Source organism: Sphingomonas bacterium (assembly GCF_903644135.1).
Classification (GTDB): domain Bacteria; phylum Pseudomonadota; class Alphaproteobacteria; order Sphingomonadales; family Sphingomonadaceae; genus Sphingomonas.
Genome location: NZ_CAHJXA010000023.1, coordinates 1 through 17,330, shown reverse-complemented (window position 1 = coordinate 17,330; position 17,330 = coordinate 1). Strand labels below are relative to the sequence as shown.

Annotated in this window: 13 protein-coding genes and 1 pseudogene; 5 read left to right on the top strand and 9 right to left on the bottom strand. The window is 67.7% G+C overall.

The window, feature by feature from the left end:
* From HUU96_RS02720 to HUU96_RS02710, 3 genes are all read left to right on the top strand, one after another.
* Positions 1-347 (top strand): aminotransferase class III-fold pyridoxal phosphate-dependent enzyme (locus tag HUU96_RS02720; protein ID WP_174291327.1); only part of this gene is annotated, 347 nt, incomplete at its 5' end.
* Position 348: 1 nt separating this feature from the next.
* Complete coding sequence (gene astD, locus HUU96_RS02715) at positions 349-1,800, top strand: succinylglutamate-semialdehyde dehydrogenase (RefSeq protein WP_174291326.1); 1,452 nt, start codon at positions 349-351, stop codon at positions 1,798-1,800.
* Positions 1,797-3,032, top strand: coding sequence for a hydrolase (locus tag HUU96_RS02710; RefSeq protein WP_174291325.1), 1,236 nt, complete (start codon positions 1,797-1,799; stop codon positions 3,030-3,032). The genes astD and HUU96_RS02710 overlap by 4 nt, the downstream gene beginning before the upstream one ends.
* 15 nt (positions 3,033-3,047) lie before the next feature.
* Here the strand turns inward: HUU96_RS02710 and HUU96_RS02705 are convergent, their stop codons facing one another.
* Both HUU96_RS02705 and HUU96_RS02700 read right to left on the bottom strand, forming a co-directional pair.
* Positions 3,048-3,647, bottom strand: coding sequence for an alpha/beta fold hydrolase (locus HUU96_RS02705; protein ID WP_254604923.1), 600 nt, complete (start codon positions 3,645-3,647; stop codon positions 3,048-3,050).
* A gap of 264 nt (positions 3,648-3,911) precedes the next feature.
* A complete protein-coding gene (locus HUU96_RS02700; protein WP_174291323.1) occupies positions 3,912-5,063 on the bottom strand; it encodes a cobalamin-independent methionine synthase II family protein in 1,152 nt (383 codons plus the stop codon).
* Positions 5,064-5,196: 133 nt separating this feature from the next.
* Between HUU96_RS02700 and HUU96_RS14930 the strand changes: the two genes are divergently transcribed.
* A complete protein-coding gene (locus HUU96_RS14930; RefSeq protein ID WP_217430249.1) occupies positions 5,197-6,129 on the top strand; it encodes a cupin domain-containing protein in 933 nt (310 codons plus the stop codon).
* Between the two features lie 87 nt (positions 6,130-6,216).
* On the opposite strand, the gene HUU96_RS02690 is transcribed toward HUU96_RS14930, so the two are convergent.
* From HUU96_RS02690 to HUU96_RS15050, 7 genes and pseudogenes are all read right to left on the bottom strand, one after another.
* Positions 6,217-7,830 carry a DUF5597 domain-containing protein gene (locus HUU96_RS02690; RefSeq protein ID WP_174291329.1) on the bottom strand — a complete coding sequence of 538 codons (1,614 nt, stop codon included), beginning with the start codon at positions 7,828-7,830 and terminating at the stop codon, positions 6,217-6,219.
* Positions 7,831-7,907: 77 nt separating this feature from the next.
* A complete protein-coding gene (locus HUU96_RS02685) occupies positions 7,908-8,975 on the bottom strand; it encodes an ester cyclase (RefSeq protein WP_174291322.1) in 1,068 nt (355 codons plus the stop codon).
* Positions 8,976-8,984: 9 nt separating this feature from the next.
* Positions 8,985-10,004, bottom strand: a complete 1,020-nt coding sequence (locus HUU96_RS02680; protein WP_254604922.1) for an arginine N-succinyltransferase — start codon at positions 10,002-10,004, stop codon at positions 8,985-8,987.
* Positions 10,005-10,082: 78 nt separating this feature from the next.
* Positions 10,083-11,132 carry a LacI family DNA-binding transcriptional regulator gene (locus tag HUU96_RS02675; protein ID WP_174291321.1) on the bottom strand — a complete coding sequence of 350 codons (1,050 nt, stop codon included), beginning with the start codon at positions 11,130-11,132 and terminating at the stop codon, positions 10,083-10,085.
* A gap of 60 nt (positions 11,133-11,192) precedes the next feature.
* Complete coding sequence (locus HUU96_RS02670) at positions 11,193-12,620, bottom strand: MFS transporter (protein ID WP_254604924.1); 1,428 nt, start codon at positions 12,618-12,620, stop codon at positions 11,193-11,195.
* A gap of 91 nt (positions 12,621-12,711) precedes the next feature.
* Positions 12,712-14,337 (bottom strand): TonB-dependent receptor, encoded by a 1,626-nt coding sequence (locus HUU96_RS02665; RefSeq protein WP_174291319.1) that lies wholly within the window; start codon positions 14,335-14,337, stop codon positions 12,712-12,714.
* A gap of 706 nt (positions 14,338-15,043) precedes the next feature.
* Positions 15,044-15,556: pseudogene (locus HUU96_RS15050) on the bottom strand (TonB-dependent receptor plug domain-containing protein); the annotation flags it as partial.
* 512 nt (positions 15,557-16,068) lie between these two features.
* On the opposite strand from HUU96_RS15050, the gene HUU96_RS02660 reads away from it, so the two are divergent.
* Positions 16,069-17,330, top strand: a 1,262-nt coding sequence (locus HUU96_RS02660) for a glycoside hydrolase family 43 protein (protein WP_174291318.1), incomplete at its 3' end; no start/stop codon positions are given.

Below are 17,330 nucleotides of genomic sequence, written 5' to 3'. Positions count from 1 at the left end.
GGCGCGCCCTGCTGCCCGAGGAGGCGCTGCAGCGCGCGCTGTTGATCGAACGCGAGACCGGCGAACGGCTGCGCGCCGGTCTGGAGGTGTTGCGATCGCGGCGGCCCGACGTGATCGCCGAGGTGCGCGGCAAGGGGCTGCTGGTCGGCGTGAGGCTGCTGCCGAACAACCGCGAGTTCATCGCGGCGGCGCGCGCGCGGCGGCTGCTGGTCGCCGGCGGCGGCGATAACTGCATCCGCCTGCTGCCGCCGCTCGTCCTGACCACCGAAGAGGCTGATCAAGTGCTCGAGCGCGTCGACGCGACCTGCGCCGCCTTCTCCACGGCAGGTCGGGCGGAGGCGGCCTGAGATGTCCTTACTGATCGGTGACCGCTGGCGGGAGGGCTGTGGCGAGCGGCTGCGCTCGACCGACCCCGCAAGCGGGGATGTGGTTTGGGAGGAGAAGACCGCCACCGCCGCCGACTGCGCCGGCGCCGTCGCCGCTGCCCGCCATGCATTCTCGGGGTGGGCGCGGATGCCGCTCGGCGAGCGCATCGCACTGGCGCGTCGCTTCGCCGCCCTGCTCAGCGACCGGCGCGAGGCAATTGCCGCGACGATCGCGCGCGAGACCGGCAAGCCGCGCTGGGAGGCGCTGACCGAAGTCGCGTCGATGATTGGCAAAGTTGACGCGTCGGTCGCCGCGCAGGCCGAGCGGGCGGGCGAGCGCAGCGCTGCTGCGGCTTTCGGCGACGCCGTCCTCCGCCACCGGCCGCACGGCGTGATGGCGGTGCTCGGCCCGTTCAACTTTCCTGGCCATTTGCCGAACGGGCACATCGTGCCGGCGCTGCTGGCGGGCAACGCCCTGGTGTTCAAGCCGTCGGAGGAAACGCCCGCGACCGGCGAGGCGATGCTCCGTGCTTGGACGGACGCGGGGCTACCGCCGGGTGTCGTCAACCTCGTCCAAGGCGGCCGCGAGGTCGGTGCCGCGCTCGTCGGGGCGGATATCGACGGGCTGTTGTTCACCGGATCGGCGACGGCGGGCGCGGCGCTGCGTCGGGCGACCGGCAATCGGCCCGAAGTGATCCTGGCGCTGGAACTGGGCGGCAACAATCCGTTGATCGCGTGGGACGGCGACGCCGAAGCGATCGCCTCCATCGTTGTCCAGTCCGCCTTCGTCACCGCCGGCCAGCGCTGCTCGTGCGCGCGCCGACTTATCGTGCCCGACGGCGCAGCGGGGGACGCCATCGTCGACGCGGTCGCGGTGCTGACCGACCGGCTGCGTATCGGTGCCTGGAACGAGGTGCCGGAACCCTTTTGCGGTCCGCTGATTTCCGCCGCCGCCGCCGACCGGGCGCTCGCCCAATATGCGACGCTGGTGGAGATGGGCGGGCGGGCGATCCGCGAGTTTGCCCGGATCTCAGGGCGGAGCGACGCCTTCGTGGCCCCGGGGCTGATCGACGTGACCGGCGTGTCCGTCCCCGACGAGGAGGTGTTCGCGCCGTTGCTGCAGGTGATCCGCGTCGCCGATTTCGACGCGGCGATCGATGCGGCCAACGCGACCCGCTTCGGGCTGGCGGCGGGGCTGGTCAGCGACGACGACGAGTTGTGGGCACGCTATCGCGATGCGGCGCGCGCCGGCGTGCTCAACCGCAACCGGCCGACCACTGGCGCGGCGGGAACGATGCCGTTCGGCGGCATCGGCGCGTCGGGCAACCATCGCCCCAGCGCCTATTATGCGGCCGACTATTGCGCCTATCCGGTCGCGAGCTTCGAGGCGGCCCGCGTCGTCAACCAGGTTGCCGACCTGCGCGGCGTGGCATGAGCGCGGCGGCCTGCACCGATGCCGAGTGCGCGATGCTCGCCTCGATCGAGGCCGCCGGCCCGGCGATGATCGCGCGCGCGATCGACTGGTGCGCGATCTCCAGCGGCAGCGGCAATGCCGCCGGGCTCTCCGCCATGCTCGACCTGCTGCAGCCGGCGTTCGCGGCGCTGCCCGGCACGGTCGAGCGCCTGCCCGTGCGCGGAGCCACGACCATCCTGACCGACGGCAGCGAGACGCGCGGCCCGAACGCGGAAGCGCTGCGGTTGACCGTCCGACCGGACGCGCCGATCCAGGTGGTGCTGACCGGCCATGTCGACACGGTCTATCCAGTCGGGAGCGGCTTCGAGCGGACCGTCACACGGGCCGACGGCGCGCTCAACGGCCCCGGCATCGCCGACATGAAGGGCGGCCTCAGCGTCATGCTCGGCGCGCTCGAAGCGTTCGAGCGCCATCCGGTCGCCGCCCGGCTCGGCTACCGGGTGCTGCTATCGCCGGATGAGGAGGTGGGGTCGCCGGGATCGGCGTCGTTGCTCGCCGAGATCGCCCGCGGCGCGCAGGTCGGCATGACCTACGAGCCGGCCCTGGCCGATGGAACGCTGGTGAGCGCGCGCAAGGGAACGGGCAATTTCCACGTCGTCTTCCGTGGCCGCGCCGCCCATGCCGGACGCGATTTCGCCGCCGGGCGCAACGCCATCGCGGCGGCGGCGCGGCTGGCCGGCGCGCTGGACCGGATCAACGGCACCGTCGAGGGCGTCACGGTCAACGTTGCCCGCATCGACGGCGGCGGCCCGCTCAACGTCGTGCCGGATATGGCGGTGTTGCGACTCAACGTGCGCTTCCCCGATCGCGCCGCCGCCGACGCGCTGGCGAACGCGATCGACCGCTGTGTCGCCGAGACCGGCGGAGACGGTATAACGGTCACGCTCCATGGCGGCTTCACCCGCCCCGCCAAACCGTTCGACGCGCGTCAACAGGCATTGTTTGGATCGGTGCGCGAGGTCGGGGCGCTGCTCGGCCTGTCGCTTGCGTGGCAGCCGACCGGCGGGGTGTGCGAGGGCAACAACCTTCACGGTGCCGGGCTTGCCAATGTCGACACGCTCGGGGTGCGGGGCGGGGCGATCCACAGCAGCGAAGAACACGCTTGGCCGGAAAGCTTCATCGAGCGCGCGCAACTTTCCGCGCTGCTGCTGGCTAAACTGGCGACGGGTGAGATGACGGTGCCGACAGCCTGAGCGCGGTGATGCGTGTTACCTTGGCGAACCGGTGACGATCGCCTTGGCATCGACGCGCGTCAGCCACGTTCGTAACGCCGTTTCCACCGCCGCGGGCGCTTCCACGGTCACCAAATGCCCCGCCCCGCCGACCAGCAAGAGCGAGGCGTCCGGGATCCCAGCGGCGAGTTCGCGCTGCATCTCGGGAGTACCCAACCGGTCTTCCTCCCCGGCGATCACTGCAGTCACCGCCGCAACGTCCTGCAGGCGCTGGCGCAGGTCGGGGCGGCCTAGCGCTGCGGCGCTCTGCGCATCCAGCGCATCCGCGCCCATCGCAACCGCCATGTCGGCGATGAGGTCGGCGAAGCTTGGGTCCGACGGCGCGATCGTACCGGCGTAGAGCGGTGCCAGCGTCGAGCGCGCATAGGCGGCCAAGTCGGCGCGCGCCGCCGCAGCCTCGCTACGGCGCGAGTCGTGCAGGTCATCCGGCACCGCCCGTGCGTTCGCGCCGATCAATGCCAAGCCGACCACGCGCTCGGGCGCCCGCAACGCCATATGCAGCGCGACGATACCGCCGAGCGACAGGCCAACGACCGCGAAGCGCGCGGGTGCCACACCGAGAACGGATCGTGCCATGTCGTCCATTGAAGTGGCTGACGGCAACGACATGAATAGCTTCGGCCGATCCCATGGCGAGCCCAGAACGGGCGCGAAGACACGTTCGTCGCACAATGTTCCCGGCAGCAGCAGCAGGGCTTCCGGCCGGCCTCGAGGCCCGTGCATGTCGAAATCGCTCCTTTGCCAAACGTCTTTATCGGAAGAGCCGGGCGTAGAGTAGATGACTTCGAATGCAAGGCGAAGTGCGGCTGGGATAACCCGCTCCCGAACCGCGCCTTCACGTCACGCCGCACGCCGCCACAGCCGTTCGCTCGCCCGCGCCGCGCCCTCTGCCAGGGTCGTGAGCTTGGCGTAGACGATATCTGGATCGACCGCACCAAACCCGGCAAAGGTCGAGAAGCCGCAGTCGGTGCCGGCGATGACGCGCTCACGCCCGACCAGGCCGGCGAACTGCTCGATGCGCAGTGCAACCACTTCCGGATGCTCGACGAAGTTGGTCGTTGAGTCGATGACGCCGGGGATCAGCACCTTTTCCTCGGGCACCAGCGCGGCAAGGTCGCGAAACGCCAGCCAGTCGTGCTGGTGGCGCGGGTTTGCCGTCTCGAACAGCAGACCTGCCGGCTTGGCCTTCATCAGCACCGGCAGGATGGTGCGCATCTCGACGTCGCGGTGGTGCGGTCCTTCGTAATTGCCCCAGCAGACGTGCATCCGCGCCCGACCGGCCGGCACGTTGCGCAGCGCGTGGTTGAGGACCTCGACGTGCCGCTCAATCAGGACGAGATAGTCGGCCTCGCTGCGGTCCTTGTACATCATGTGACGGCCCAGCCCCAGGTCCGGGCTGTCGAGCTGCAGCGTGATATCAGCGGCGGCGATCGCCTCGTATTCGGGACGCATCGCCTCGGCCAGCGCCTCCAGATAGGCGTCCTGGCTCGAATAATGGTGGTTGGGCTGGAACAGCGCGATTACGCCGGGCGAGGCCGCATTCATGAAGGCCGCGATCGGCCGGTGACGCGCCACGGCGTCGCCAAGGAGGCGAAGATCCTGCTCCAGCGGCGCCAGCGTCTTGGGCGCGACCGGGCCGACGCAGCAGGGCCGGCGATAGCTGGGCGTGCCGCCACTGGCCGCCTGCCGCTGGAGGAAGCTCGGGAACTCCTCTAGGTCGGCGGGAGGGCTGCGGGGGCTGTCGCCCTCGAACCCGGTGATCCGGTCCTTGATATAGGTGGCGTAGCTGATCTTCGACATCTCACCGTCGGAAACCAGATCGACCCCGCTCGCCACCTGCCGCGCGACGCAGGCATCAACCGCCTCGCCCATCACGCGGTCGAAGACATCCTCGGCGACCGCCTCCCCGCGTTCGCGCGCGAACACCAATTCGGTGACGGCGGCGCTGCGCGGCAGTGAGCCGACATGCGTGGTGTAGATCCGGTCAGCCATTCCTATCCTCTCATCCGCGGTCCAGCCGGAGCTCCCGGCCTCTATCGTGCCGAGGCCGTCTTCATCCTGCCATAGCGAGGTTGACTGCGGATGCAATGTCCGTCAATCCACTAGCTGGATAGGAGCGACGATGATGGCCGATGTAGCGACGGACGAGCGGGTGCAAGGTCTCGACTTGGAAGCGCGGGTGGTGCGCTACGCCGATTTGCGGCCCTGCTACAACGCCTTCATCGATTCCCGAACGCCTGGCTCGGAGTCGAAGGAAAACTTCACGATCATCGGGCCGGGCGTGTCGGAAAATCCCGACCAGCACGTTCACATCCCGGAGCCGCACGGGTTCAACATCGGCGGCGCCCGCCAGCCACCGGAATGCGCCAATTCGCAGCACAGCCACGACACCGCCGAGGTGTTCGTTGTGCACGCTGGCCACTGGCGCTTCGATTTCGGCGAGCATGGCGACGACGCCCACATCAAGGCGGGTCCGGGCGATGTCGTCTCCTTTCCGATCCACGCCTTTCGTGGGTTCCGCAACATCGGCGACCGGCCGGGTTTCCTCTGGTCCGTGCTCGGCGGCGACGATCCGGGCCGCGTCACCTGGGCACCGCGGGTGTTCGAACTGGCCAAGGACTATGGCCTGATGCTGCTCGACAATGGTGCCCTGATCGACACCGCCGCCGGCCAGGTGCCGCCGGCCGGAACGGCACCGCTGACGCCGACCAGCCGCGCGCAAATCGAGGCGCTGCGCGTGATGCGCCCGCAGGACGAGGACGAAGTGCTGTGGCGCGCTCCCACGACTCGATCCGCGGGAGAAACCCTGGTGATCGGCAACGGCGGCGCGCTGCCGCCGGCCGACGGCTTCACCCTGTCGCAGATCGTGGTGGAGGCCGGCGGCGCAATCGACGGCCATGGCGAGGTCGTGTTCGTCCAGGAAGGTGACGTCGAGGTCGCCGTGGACGGCAGGACGGTGCAATTGGGCGTCGGCGACACGATGACGATCCCCGCCGGGCTATCGCCCCTTTATGCGAGCGAAAGCGGCGCGACCTTGATCGCCGTCAGGAGAACCTAGGGTCTGGGCGAGGCGTCTTGCGGAAGGAAAGGAAGATCGAACCTCACCCCGTCAGGCATCACCCTTGGCCAGGCCTGTACATCCCGTTCAGGGGAGGAGGCGCACCTCGGCCGCACCCACGCTGTTCTTCGGGACGAACCGCCCGTAATCGTCACCGTTCAGCCGGCGGCCCGGGTGCCAGACCCCGTCGACATAGACGCCCTCCTCCACCCGGTCGATCTCGGCCGGCCGGCCATGCCTGGTCACGTCGGCCAGGAAACCCTCACCGACAAACAAGAAGCGATTGGCGTCGAGCGCGACGATCAGGCCGAAGGGGCGCGTGTCGGGTGCCGACGTGTCGTCGATCATCTCGCTCCGGGGCTCGGGCGCAGGCGGAAGCGCCCGAGCGCCGGCGTCCAAGCGCAGGCGCCTCGCATAGGCGTCGGCACCGCGAACGGTGAACTCGTAACCGCCCAGAACAACCGTCTGCACCTCCTCGCCGTCCAGCAGCACCGCCGAGATCCGGTCCTCGGCCTGCGCCCTGGCGATGACCGGCAGCATCGGCCGAAGCATCTTGTACGCGCTCTCCAGCCGCGAGCCGGGCCGGGCAGACTCGATCTGGTAGCTAGCCTGGCCGAGTGCCTTATGGCGGCCCAGCGCCCAAAACAGGTCGCCGGCACGGAAGCGCTCTTCGGGGATCAGCAGCGGACTGTCGGCGCGCGCATACCGCTCCTGCACGGCGCGTGCATCGTCGACATAGATGTCGGGCGCGAGCAGGTCGAGGCTGGGTGCCGCCGCCTTCCAGATGTCCAGCATCGCGGCGGTCGGGCCGCCACTGGGATAATCGCCCGGATTTGGTTCCCCCGGCGCGGGACCGAGCCAGCCATTGGCATAGAAGGGCAGCCGCAACACGCTTCGCCCGGCGCTGGCGACGCTCTCGACATAACGCCCGAACGTCCACGCCATGAACGCCTCTTCCGCGCGCGGCGACCGGCCGAATAGCTGCCCCCAATTGCCCGATCGGCGGCGGCCCTGGGCCGCCCAGAGTGCAGAGAGCTCGGGCGTCAGCGCGTCGGCGTGCCGAATCAGATAGTCGATCAGCGGCTGGGGCACCGCGCTCCGCCAGGCCGCCTCCGCGGCGACGGACCGATCGCGACTGTCGCCGAGGATGCCCGTCTCGTTCTCGACCTGCACCAGGATGACTCGATGATCGGCGTCGACGGCGGCGATATGTCGCATCAGCGCGGCGAAGGCGCAGCGATCCGCTTCGAGCAAGGCTGGCGCGAAGGCGGAGAGGACCGGTGCCCGCGTCGACGTGAAAGCACCGGTGGGATGATCGGGCATCGCCGTCACCGCGCGCGGAAAGCGGCCCGAATCGGCGCGCACCCAGGTCGGCGCGTAGGTCGAGCGCGCGTTCTTGAACGCGGCTAGCCACAGGATGCCGATGCGCATGTCGTGGCGCCGCGCCTGGGCGATCATGTCATCGACCAGCGCGAAGTCGAACCGGCCCTCGTCCGGCTCCAGCTGGTCCCAGCCGACCGGCAGGAGCAGCGTGTTCGCGCCCATTGCCTGGAGCCGGTTCCAGATCGGCGCCATATAGGCGGCGCTGGATGCCGCGGAGTTTTCCACCTCGCCGCCGAGGATGATAAAGGGGCGGCCATCGACGAACAGCTGATGCGCCACGCCGTTCGCCCGGATGACCGGGACCTGCGCGGACGCCATCGTCACGGCTCCGACACCGGTCGCCATCGCGCAAAGCGCCGTCAACCTTCGGGCGACGGCACCGCTAACCCACCGCATCACCGATACGCCTGCGCCAGCACACCAAGCTCGTCGAACAGCATCCACTCTTCGACGATCCTGCCGCCGAGCAGGCGCAGGTGGCTGATCCCCATCATGAACACCGGCTTCCCCGCCGGGCATTCGCCCAGCACGCCGCCGGGCTGGGTCGTCCCCTCCAGCGTCCAGCGCACCGCGACGATCACGCCGTCGGTCTCTTCCGACCAGCAGACATTCTCGACCCGCATCACCGCGTCGGGCAGCGCCGTCAGGACGTGCAGGACGAGCGCCTGGTAGTTGCGGATGCCTTGGACCGTGCGGCCGCCGCCGGCGTGGGCGACCATATCCGGAGCGTAATGCCGGCCAATCCAGTCGAGCCGGCGCAGGTTCCACATATCCTGGAACAGCGAGCGCGCCCAGCCTTCCACCGTCGATCGGTCGATGTCGAGCTGCCGCCGCGGCGCCTGCCCCTCCAGCCGCGTCTCGGGCGAGACCAGATACCGTTCCGCCGAGGGCGTCGCGGCCCAGCGACGCGCGACGTCGTGGAGGTCGAAACCGAGCTGGCGCACCGCCGCCCCATTGTCGCGCACCAGCCATTCGGTATGGATGCGGTTGTCGCGGCTGACGCAGTCGGCGGCGAAGCGGATCGACGTGCGCCTGCCCGTGCCGGAGCCGAACCCGGTCCGCCCGACATTGGTCGAGCGGCTATGGCCGAGATGCGAGGTGTAGAAGCCCGCCTGCGCATCGCCGCTCCAGGCGACCGCGAGGTGATGGATCTCGCCGTCCGGAAAGGCATTGAGCGTCGAGACCGTACCGGCGATCACCTCCTCGACCGAGCGGACGACGCCATAGGAGGAATAGACCACGCACGAGGCGTCATAGGTGTCGTAGACATAGCCGACGGCGCGATCCATCCAGATCTCGTCGGTGATTCGGACGATATAGTCGACGATGTCAGTAAAGCGCTCCTCATACCCCGTCATCGGCTGGGTGCGCTCGGCGCCGCCTTTCGACAGCTCGCGCGCGTCGCGCTGGCGGATGCGCGTGACGCGCGGCCGGTCGGGCAGGGAGAAGGGAAGCTCGGTCATCGTCTCTCCTCAGGCCGGCGCGAGGCATAGCGCGTCGTCGCGACCGACGCCAAGCGCGGCGGCCAGGGACGGCTCGATCGTCAACCCCTCCGCCCCGCGCCGGACCTTGCCGGAGGCGGCGCGGAACGTCTCCGCCTCGCCGGCCGATGCCAGCACCAGCTCGTCGGCTTCGCCTAGGGCAGCAACCGCCAGGTGCTCGGCCTGACGGACCGTCCTGACCGCGTCGATATCGGCGACCAAGGTCGGGCCGCCGTCGAAGATGTCGACATAGCATTCGTCGCGGAACCCCTCCGTCAACAGCATGTCGCGCGCGCGCCGGCCGTCGTCGTGCGGGCGGCCGAACGCAGCCTGTGCGTCGGCGGGCAACATCGACAGATAGATCGGGTGGCGTGGCCCGAAGTCGGCGATGAACTGGTTGCCGTGGATCGCACCGGTGCGATCCGCCTCGTGGAAATCCATGTCGTAGAAATGCCGTCCGATCGCTTCCCACACCGGCGCCCTGCCGGCCTCGTCCTGATAGCCGCGCAGCTCGGCGATGACGCGGTTGTGAAACCACGACCGGTGGCGGGCGATGAACAAATAACGCGCGCGCGCCATCAGCCGGCCGAGCGCCAGCCCCCGCCGCGCCGGGTCGACGAACAGGCCGCCTACCTCGGTCTCACCGTCGAAATCGTTGACGAGGTTCAGCATCCGCTGCGCCTTCGATCGCCCGAGCGATTGGGACAGCGAGGCCTGGCGCGTGATCCGGTAGCTGTAGAACGGCCATTCGGCGCCGACCCGCGCAAAGATCATGCCGGTAGCGACGATCTCGTCATCGAACTCGGCGACCAGCAGCACCGCCGATCCCTCTTCGCGCCCCGCGGTGCCGGCCACCGCGCGTTCGCTGGCGGCGATCCGCTTCGCCAGCGCCGCGCGGTCGGGCGGCAGGTTGGTCAGCCCCTGGCCGCCGGCAACGGCAAGCCGCAGGACCGCATCGACGTCGCGCTCCTGCGCGATCCTGATCACCGGCGTCGGCACTGCGCGTGTCACCGGTCTCTCCTCGCTCAACGCACCCGACAATCGATATTGCATGCGCATGCAACCGCCGGCAAGCGAAAAAACCGGCGATTAGGTCCCCGCCAGCATCGCGGTCGATCCGGCGATCAGCTTGCCGGCGAAACTCCTGATCTCGGGCGGCAGGTCGGGTGCGGCGATCCGTTCGATCAGCATCGCCGCCGCCGCCTCGGTCATCCGCTCCACCGGCTGGCGGATGGTGGTCACGTCGTAGCTGTGCAGCCGGCCGGTCGCGGTCCCGTCGAACCCGACGATGGAGATGTCGCGCGGCACGACGAGGCCGCAACGGCCCCTCGCCTCGTCGATGGCGCCGATCGCCATCTGATCGTTGACGCACACCACGGCGTCGAGCTTGCCGCCGGTCATCTCGATCAGGGCGCGGAGGCCCTGCGCGCCGCTGGCCGGATCGAACGCACCCTCGACGATGTTCGGAATGATCCCCAGTTCGCGGAGACGATCTTGGGCGCCGTCCACCCGCTCGCTGCTGACGAAACTATCGGGCGGACCGGTGATGATGCCGAACGATCGCGCGCCCGCCTCGTGCAGGCGATCGACGATCCACTTCTCGCCGAAATGCGATTCGCAGCAGACGCTCGGTATCTGCCCGTCCGCGCTTCGCCGATTGTAGAGGACGATCGGGACGTGGTGCCGCTCGAACGCCCCGATCTGCTCCGGGTCGAGATGCACCGCGGCGATCGCACCGTCGACTCGGTGGCGCCAGACCTGGTCGAGCACGCCCTTGACGTCGCCTTCGTGCCGCAGCGTGAACAGCAGCATGCGCACGTTGAGTTCGTCCAGGCGACCCGACAGTTCGTCCAGCACCTCAGGGTAATAGAGCATAACGTGGCGCGAGATCAGCACCGCCACGAGGTTGGACCGGCTGGTCGTCAGGCCCGAGGCGATGGCGTTGGGCTGATAGCCCAGCGCATCGGCCGCGTTCAGGACGCGCTTGCGGGTGGCGGGCGCGATGCTGCCGCCAGACCGGAAGCAACGCGACACCGCCGACTGCGACACGCCGGCCAGTTGGGCGACGTCGTAGGACGTGGGCCGCCTACCCCCCGCCAGGGACGTCGACGCCGCGCCGTTGATTCTATGCTTCCTCACGGCATCGTCCCTACCGGGCGGCATGGCGCGACGGAATAGCAAGCCTGCAAGACTGCCAGCCTACACCGTTCGCGGCCGGAGATCGAGCGCCGCGCGCGTCGCGTCGTGACTGGCGCGCGAGACGCCGAGCATGCCGTAGAAGATCAGCGCGACCAGCCCCGGCAACGTCGACAGCACGAACGCCGTGGCCAGCCCCATCAGCACGCCGTGCGGTACCTGCCCAGGCACCGCCTTGGCTGGAAAGGCGATGATCGTCAGCACCCATCCCGCTAGCGCGGTGCCGATCGCTTGGTCCATCTTGGCGAACAGCGTGCGAGTCGAGTAGAGCACGCCCTCCTGCCGGACGCCGTAGCGCAGCTCGTTCTCGTCGGCGATGTCCGCCAGCGCCGAATAGATCGTCGTCGTCAAGATGCTGTAGGGCGCATGCTGGAACAGCGAAAAGGCGATGAGGATCGGCAGCAGCAGCGGCGTCACCGGAGTCATCACGCTCAGCCGGCCGAGCGCCAGCGGCAGTGCCGGGCCGATGCAGAACACAGTGAGCGCGATCATCGTCGTCCAGCGCTTGTCGAACCGGCGGTGCAGCGCCGTCACCGCGAGCGACCCGAACACATAGCCGCACAGGCTGCCGATGACGAAGAAGCTGATCTGCGCGCTGGTCAGCCGCCACAGGAAGGTGGCGGTGTAGATCCACAGGCCGTTGCGCACCCCGGTCATCAGCGACAGGAAGAAGAAGCCGATCAGCAGCACGACGTAGTTGCGGTTCGACAGCGCGCGGCCGACGTCGCGCAGGAACTCGCGCGCGCCGAACCGCGGCGCATCGGCCGCCTTGACGGGCAGATAGGGAATGCGCGAGCGGGTGAACCAGCTCGACACTGCCAGGCAGGCCAGGATGATCGCCGCGACGGTGACGGTGAACCCGGGCCAGGCCGTCGGGTCGAGCGCGCCATTCGGATAGCGGGCGCTGGGCCTGAAGAACAGCGCGAGGGACAATAGCCAGCCCGACGTGTCGCCGATCCACAGGAAGAACATGTTGTAGCTCATCACGTTGGTACGCTCGAGGTAATCCTCCGACAATTCGCCGCCGAACGCGAGGTGCGGCGTGTGGAAGATCGTCATCGCCTGCACCAGCAGCACGTTGACGACGCACAGCCAGACCGCCTGGCCGGCAAGGCCCAGCTCCGCGGGAGGGTTGAAGACGGCATAGAACAGCACGGCCGCCGGGACGATCGAGGCGAACATGAACGGATGCCGCCGCCCCCAGCGCGAGGTCGTTCGGTCCGACCACGAGCCGACTAGCGGATCGAACAGCGCATTGACGACCAGCCCCGCCGCCAGTGCCAGCCCGACCCACCCCGCCGGCACGCCGCGTACCTGGTTGTAGTAGAGCAGCAGGAACCCGCCCGACACGGTCAGCACGATCGACTCGGCCGAACTGCCGAGCGCGAACATCACCTTCAGCCAACGTGTCAGCGGCGGTGCCAAGTCCATGGTCACGCGGGTGGCCGTCTTGATGAGGCCACCCGCATCCGGGAGATCGGCCGCCGATGGCTGCCCATCGGCCCGTGCCGCCGTGGGTCCGTCAGAAGTGATAGCCGACCTTCACGCCATAAGTGCGCGGATCGTCATAGGTGCCCTGGACCTGACCGCTGGCCCCGACCGTGATCCGGCCGAGGGTCGCCGACCGTTCGACATTCTCGACGAAGGCCTGCACGCTCAGATGCCCGTCACGACCGACCCACGTGAGGCGAGCGTCAGTCTTGAAATAGGGCCTCTGCAGGATGTTCGGCGCCGCACCCGACAACAGATACTCCCCGGACCACAAGGTGTGGAACTGCGGCGTCAGCGTGCCGCTGCCGCCCAGATCAATGGCGTAGGCACCGCCGAACTGCACCGACCAGTCCGGCGTGTTCTGCACACGCCGATCGGTCGGAACGCTGGAATAGTTGTAGCCGGGGATGCTCGTGGCGGAGAACAGTTCCGGATTGGTCTGCGCGTTGGGGAAATAGCCGCCGCCAATGCCGTAATTCGCTGGTGCCGCCGTCGAGAACGTCCCGCCCGCGCAGCCCCCCTGCAGATAGTAGCAGATGTAGCTCGGCGCGTTGTACGCCGGATAGGGCGTGTAGCGCGCATGCAGGTAGCTTACCGCGACGTTGAGTTCCAGAGCGTTGGTCGGCTTGGCGACGATCGACAGGTCGACGCCAGGGGCATGAACGGAACCGGTGTTGAAGATCGTCGTGACGTTGGTGTTCACGCCGCTGACGACCAGCACCTGCGTGCCCTGCGCCTGCACATGGGTATAGTTGTTGTAGAAGGCGGCGATGTTGACCTGTAGCCGCCGCCCGAAGAACTGATTTTTGGAACCGATTTCCCAGGCATAGACGCCTTCGGAGTCGAAGGTCGTGAAGCTCCCGTTCGCCGCCGTGGCCGCGAAGGTGCCGGCACCGAAACCGCCGGAATGTCGACCGGTGCTGAAGCTCGCGTATAGCAGATTGTCGGGCGACACCTTGTAATCCGCCGCCAGGCGGTAGGTCACGAACTTGAAGCTGCGATCGCCGCACTGCGTGTAATAGTAATTGGGCACCGTGCCGATGGCTTGGTTGCTCTGCGCGGTCGAATAGGGCTGCGACGTGAAGCCGCCGCAAGTCAAATTGGCGAAGCTGTCGCTATAGGTGGGGTTCACCGCATAGTAGTTGCCGGAATTGGCCAAGCCCTGAGCCGCGACATAAGTTCCGACATAGCTTGTGCCGTTAGCGGGGCTCTGGACGATAGCCTTGTAGACCTTATCGTCGATCGTATAGCGTACGCCGCCGGTAAAGGTCAGCTTGTCGGCGAAGGTATAGGAGGCCTGGCCATAGATGGCATAGGAAAGAGTCCTCGCGGCCGTTTCACCACGCGAATCGAAGATGTTGCCGGTCGTATAGTTAATGTTGCACGCCGCCGTCGTCGTATACGAGAACTGGCAAGCACCGGTGGAACCGTAATAGGTCGGCAGCCCGAGCGCGGCCGCTCCGACCGTCGAATACGTACGGCTCAGGTAGTAATAGGCCGTTCCGTCGCGATCGTTCTCGTTCAGGTAGAAACCGCCAAACGTGTATTGAAGCGGGCTCGACGGGTTGTTGGATTGCAGCTGGAGTTTCCTGGGTGAATACCTTCGAATCCGTCCCGTTGACATAATATTGGATGGGCAGCGGCGTACCATCGCCATCGCCGCCGTTCACGGTCGAAAAGACGGTGTAAGACGTGATCGACCTCAGCTTCGCCCAAGGCGCGAGTTCGTAGCCGATCGCTACGCTATATTGTTGCTGGTGCAGCTTCTCATAAGGTTTGGCGTCGTAGACCGAATAATATTTCCCGGGAATGGGAATGCCGAGGTCGGCACCATTCACGTCCGCAATACCGTCGCGCGCGGCGTTCGTGTAGGGATACAGCGTTCCCGTTCCAATATTCTCGCCGTTGTAGCCGCCGGTTCCGTTCGCCGCCAAGGGGAAGGTGAAGCTTTGGCCGTTATAGACCAATGTCCCGCCCGGCCTCGTGATCAGCGACGGATCGACGGCCATGCCGATGACCTTGGCGTTGACCGAATTGAAGCCGTTATCCGTGCGATTATAGTAGGATGCGTGTGCCAGCACGTCGAGCTTGCTGCCCAGAGACGGCGGCGTCCAGCGCAGCGATCCGCGAAGATAGAATTCGCCCTTGTCCTGCAGGTCGGCCTGCGGGTTGACCGAACTCTTCAGGAAGCCGTCGTGCCGCTCATACTCTCCCGCAAAACGCGCGGCGAGGCCTTCGGCAAGCGGCTGGTTGTAATAACCCTCGGCGCGAAAGCGGCTGTAGTTGCCCCCGGTCAGGTCGAGGCCGGCTTCCACCCGGTCCTTCGGTGCCGCGGTAGTCAGCGCGATATTGCCGCCATAGCTGTTGCGGCCGAATAGCGTCCCTTGCGGCCCCTTCTGCACCTCGACTCGTTCCAGGTCGACCAGCGCCGCCGTCGCCTGCTGCGTGCGTGCCTGATAGATCTCGTCGATGTAGAAACCGATGCGCGGGTCCGAATTAAGACCGATCGCCTCGGTGTAGACGCCGCGGATGGCAGGCCGTTCCGCCGCGCCCGAACGGCCGAGCCGCAGGCCTGGAACGACCTGTTCGAGCCGGCTGACGTCGCTGATATCCTGATTGCGCAGCTCTTCCCCCGTGATCGCGGTGATCGACAGCGGAACATCCTGCAGCCGCTCGGCGCGACGCTGGGCGGTGACGACGACGTCGGCGACGTTCGCCGCTGCATCAGGCGCACGCGACGGCGAGTTCGTCTGCGCGTCGGCCGTAGCCGTGGCTGTTGGCGTGGTCTGAGCGGCCAGCGGCGCGGACAAGGCGGCGATCGCCGCCGTCGACGACAGCAGCGCCGGCCGATACAGCCGGAAGATACGCTTGATCATCATGGTCTCCCCAATTGCAGGCCATGCGTCTTCGCTTCGCCTCCGACTCGGGAGGTTAATAAGCTTGACTGCGTTTGCAATTCAAAATCGCATAGAGCACCGCAGCGCGTGGCATTTCCTCCACCAAGCCTAGCGGGATCGTATCAATCCGTCATGACTGCGGTTGCGTTCAGCGGTGTAGGGGATCTACTATTCGATGATGCCGGTGCAATGGTAGTCAACCGGCCAGGGGGATGCACCGCCCGCCTGGTTTCCGCCGCGCAACTGGGATTTGGCTTATGACCATGTTCGATCGCTCTAGACCGCATCCGATGGTCGGCTCGAACCAAAACAGGTGCCGCGTCGCTTGCAGCACCGGCGTCATAGCCGGGCTGATCGCCTTGCTGCCTGTCGCCGCCGCACCACCCCCGGCTGCCGCCGGGCCATCCGGCGTTGCAACCTTCTCGCGGTTCCGCTACGAAGGATCGCAGCCCGGCAGCCCCGCGCTACCGCCGGGCGATTACCGCAATCCCGTGATCGCAGGCTCCTATTCCGATCCGACGGTGATCCGCGTCGGGATGGATTATTACCTTGCCACGTCAAGCTTCACCTTCTGGCCGGGGCTGCCGGTGTTCCATTCGCGCGATCTCGTCCATTGGCGGCAGATCGGGGCGGCGCTCGACCGGCCGGAGCAGCTGCGCATCGCCGGGCTCGACACCTGGCAGGGCATCTACGCGCCTGCGCTCGCCTATCGCGATGGCGTCTTCTATCTAATTACCACCTGCCAAGGCTGCGGCGGCGCCTTCGTCCTGACCGCCTCGGACCCCGCGGGACCGTGGTCCGAACCGCACCTGCTGCCGTTCGAAGGGATCGATCCATCGCTGTTCTTCGACACCGACGGGCGTGCCTATGTCGTCAACAACGGGCCGCCGGTCGGCACGCCCCGCTACAGCGGTCATCGCGCGATCTGGCTGCAGGAAATCGACCTCAAGACCTTCGCGATGACCGGCACGCGCCGCGTCATCGTCGACGGCGGCGCGCATCTGGCGGCCAAGCCATACTGGATCGAAGGCCCGCACCTCTTCCGCCGCGACGGCTACTATTATCTGATCTGCGCGGAGGGCGGTACCAAGGAAGCGCATCGCGAGGTCGCGTTCCGCTCGCGGCAGCTGGACGGCCCCTGGGAGGCACCTGATGCGCCGATCCTCTCGCAGGTCGGCCTGGACCCGCGCCGGCCGAACCCGGTCGTGCAGGCGGGGCATGCCGATCTCGTCCAGACCCCGGCGGGGGACTGGTGGTCGGTGTTCCTGGCCTCGCGTCCGTGGAGCGCGAAGGAGCTAGACTATAATGCGGGACGCGAGACCTTTCTGCTGCCCGTCGCCTGGCGGGACGGCTGGCCGGTGATCCTGCCGCCGGGCGTCCCCGTGCCGGTCGTCGCGCCTGCGCCGACGCTGCCGCCGGCACCCGGCGGCGAAGCGCATGGCGGCGACTATGCGATCGCCGACGACTTCCGATCCGCTCGCCTGTCGCCGATCTGGTCGATGCTCGGCACCCCTGCCACGACATGGTGGCAAACCGGCAACGGCAGCCTGCGTATCGCGCCGCAGCCTGCGCCGTTCGGCGGCAAGGCGCAGCCCGCCTTCCTTGGCGTCCGGCAGCAGCACAACAATGCCACCGTCTCCATCCGCGTGGCGTCCGACGGCGCGCCCGGCGCGCGGGCGGGGCTGGCGGCCTATCAGGAGGTCGACCGCTCCTTCGCGCTGTCGGTAGCGCGCGGCGCGGACGGCGCCCGCGA

What these genes read in the sequence shown, in the direction of transcription:
- HUU96_RS02710 (WP_174291325.1), top strand. Translation starts at nt 1,797, where the DNA reads ATGAGCGCGGCGGCCTGCACCGATGCCGAGTGCGCGATGCTCGCCTCG.
- HUU96_RS02665 (WP_174291319.1), bottom strand. Translation starts at nt 14,337, where the DNA reads ATGGCGATGGTACGCCGCTGCCCATCCAATATTATGTCAACGGGACGG.
- astD (WP_174291326.1), top strand. Translation starts at nt 349, where the DNA reads ATGTCCTTACTGATCGGTGACCGCTGGCGGGAGGGCTGTGGCGAGCGG.
- HUU96_RS02705 (WP_254604923.1), bottom strand. Translation starts at nt 3,647, where the DNA reads ATGGCACGATCCGTTCTCGGTGTGGCACCCGCGCGCTTCGCGGTCGTT.
- HUU96_RS02700 (WP_174291323.1), bottom strand. Translation starts at nt 5,063, where the DNA reads ATGGCTGACCGGATCTACACCACGCATGTCGGCTCACTGCCGCGCAGC.
- HUU96_RS02690 (WP_174291329.1), bottom strand. Translation starts at nt 7,830, where the DNA reads ATGGCGTCCGCGCAGGTCCCGGTCATCCGGGCGAACGGCGTGGCGCAT.
- HUU96_RS02670 (WP_254604924.1), bottom strand. Translation starts at nt 12,620, where the DNA reads ATGGACTTGGCACCGCCGCTGACACGTTGGCTGAAGGTGATGTTCGCG.
- HUU96_RS14930 (WP_217430249.1), top strand. Translation starts at nt 5,197, where the DNA reads ATGGCCGATGTAGCGACGGACGAGCGGGTGCAAGGTCTCGACTTGGAA.
- HUU96_RS02685 (WP_174291322.1), bottom strand. Translation starts at nt 8,975, where the DNA reads ATGACCGAGCTTCCCTTCTCCCTGCCCGACCGGCCGCGCGTCACGCGC.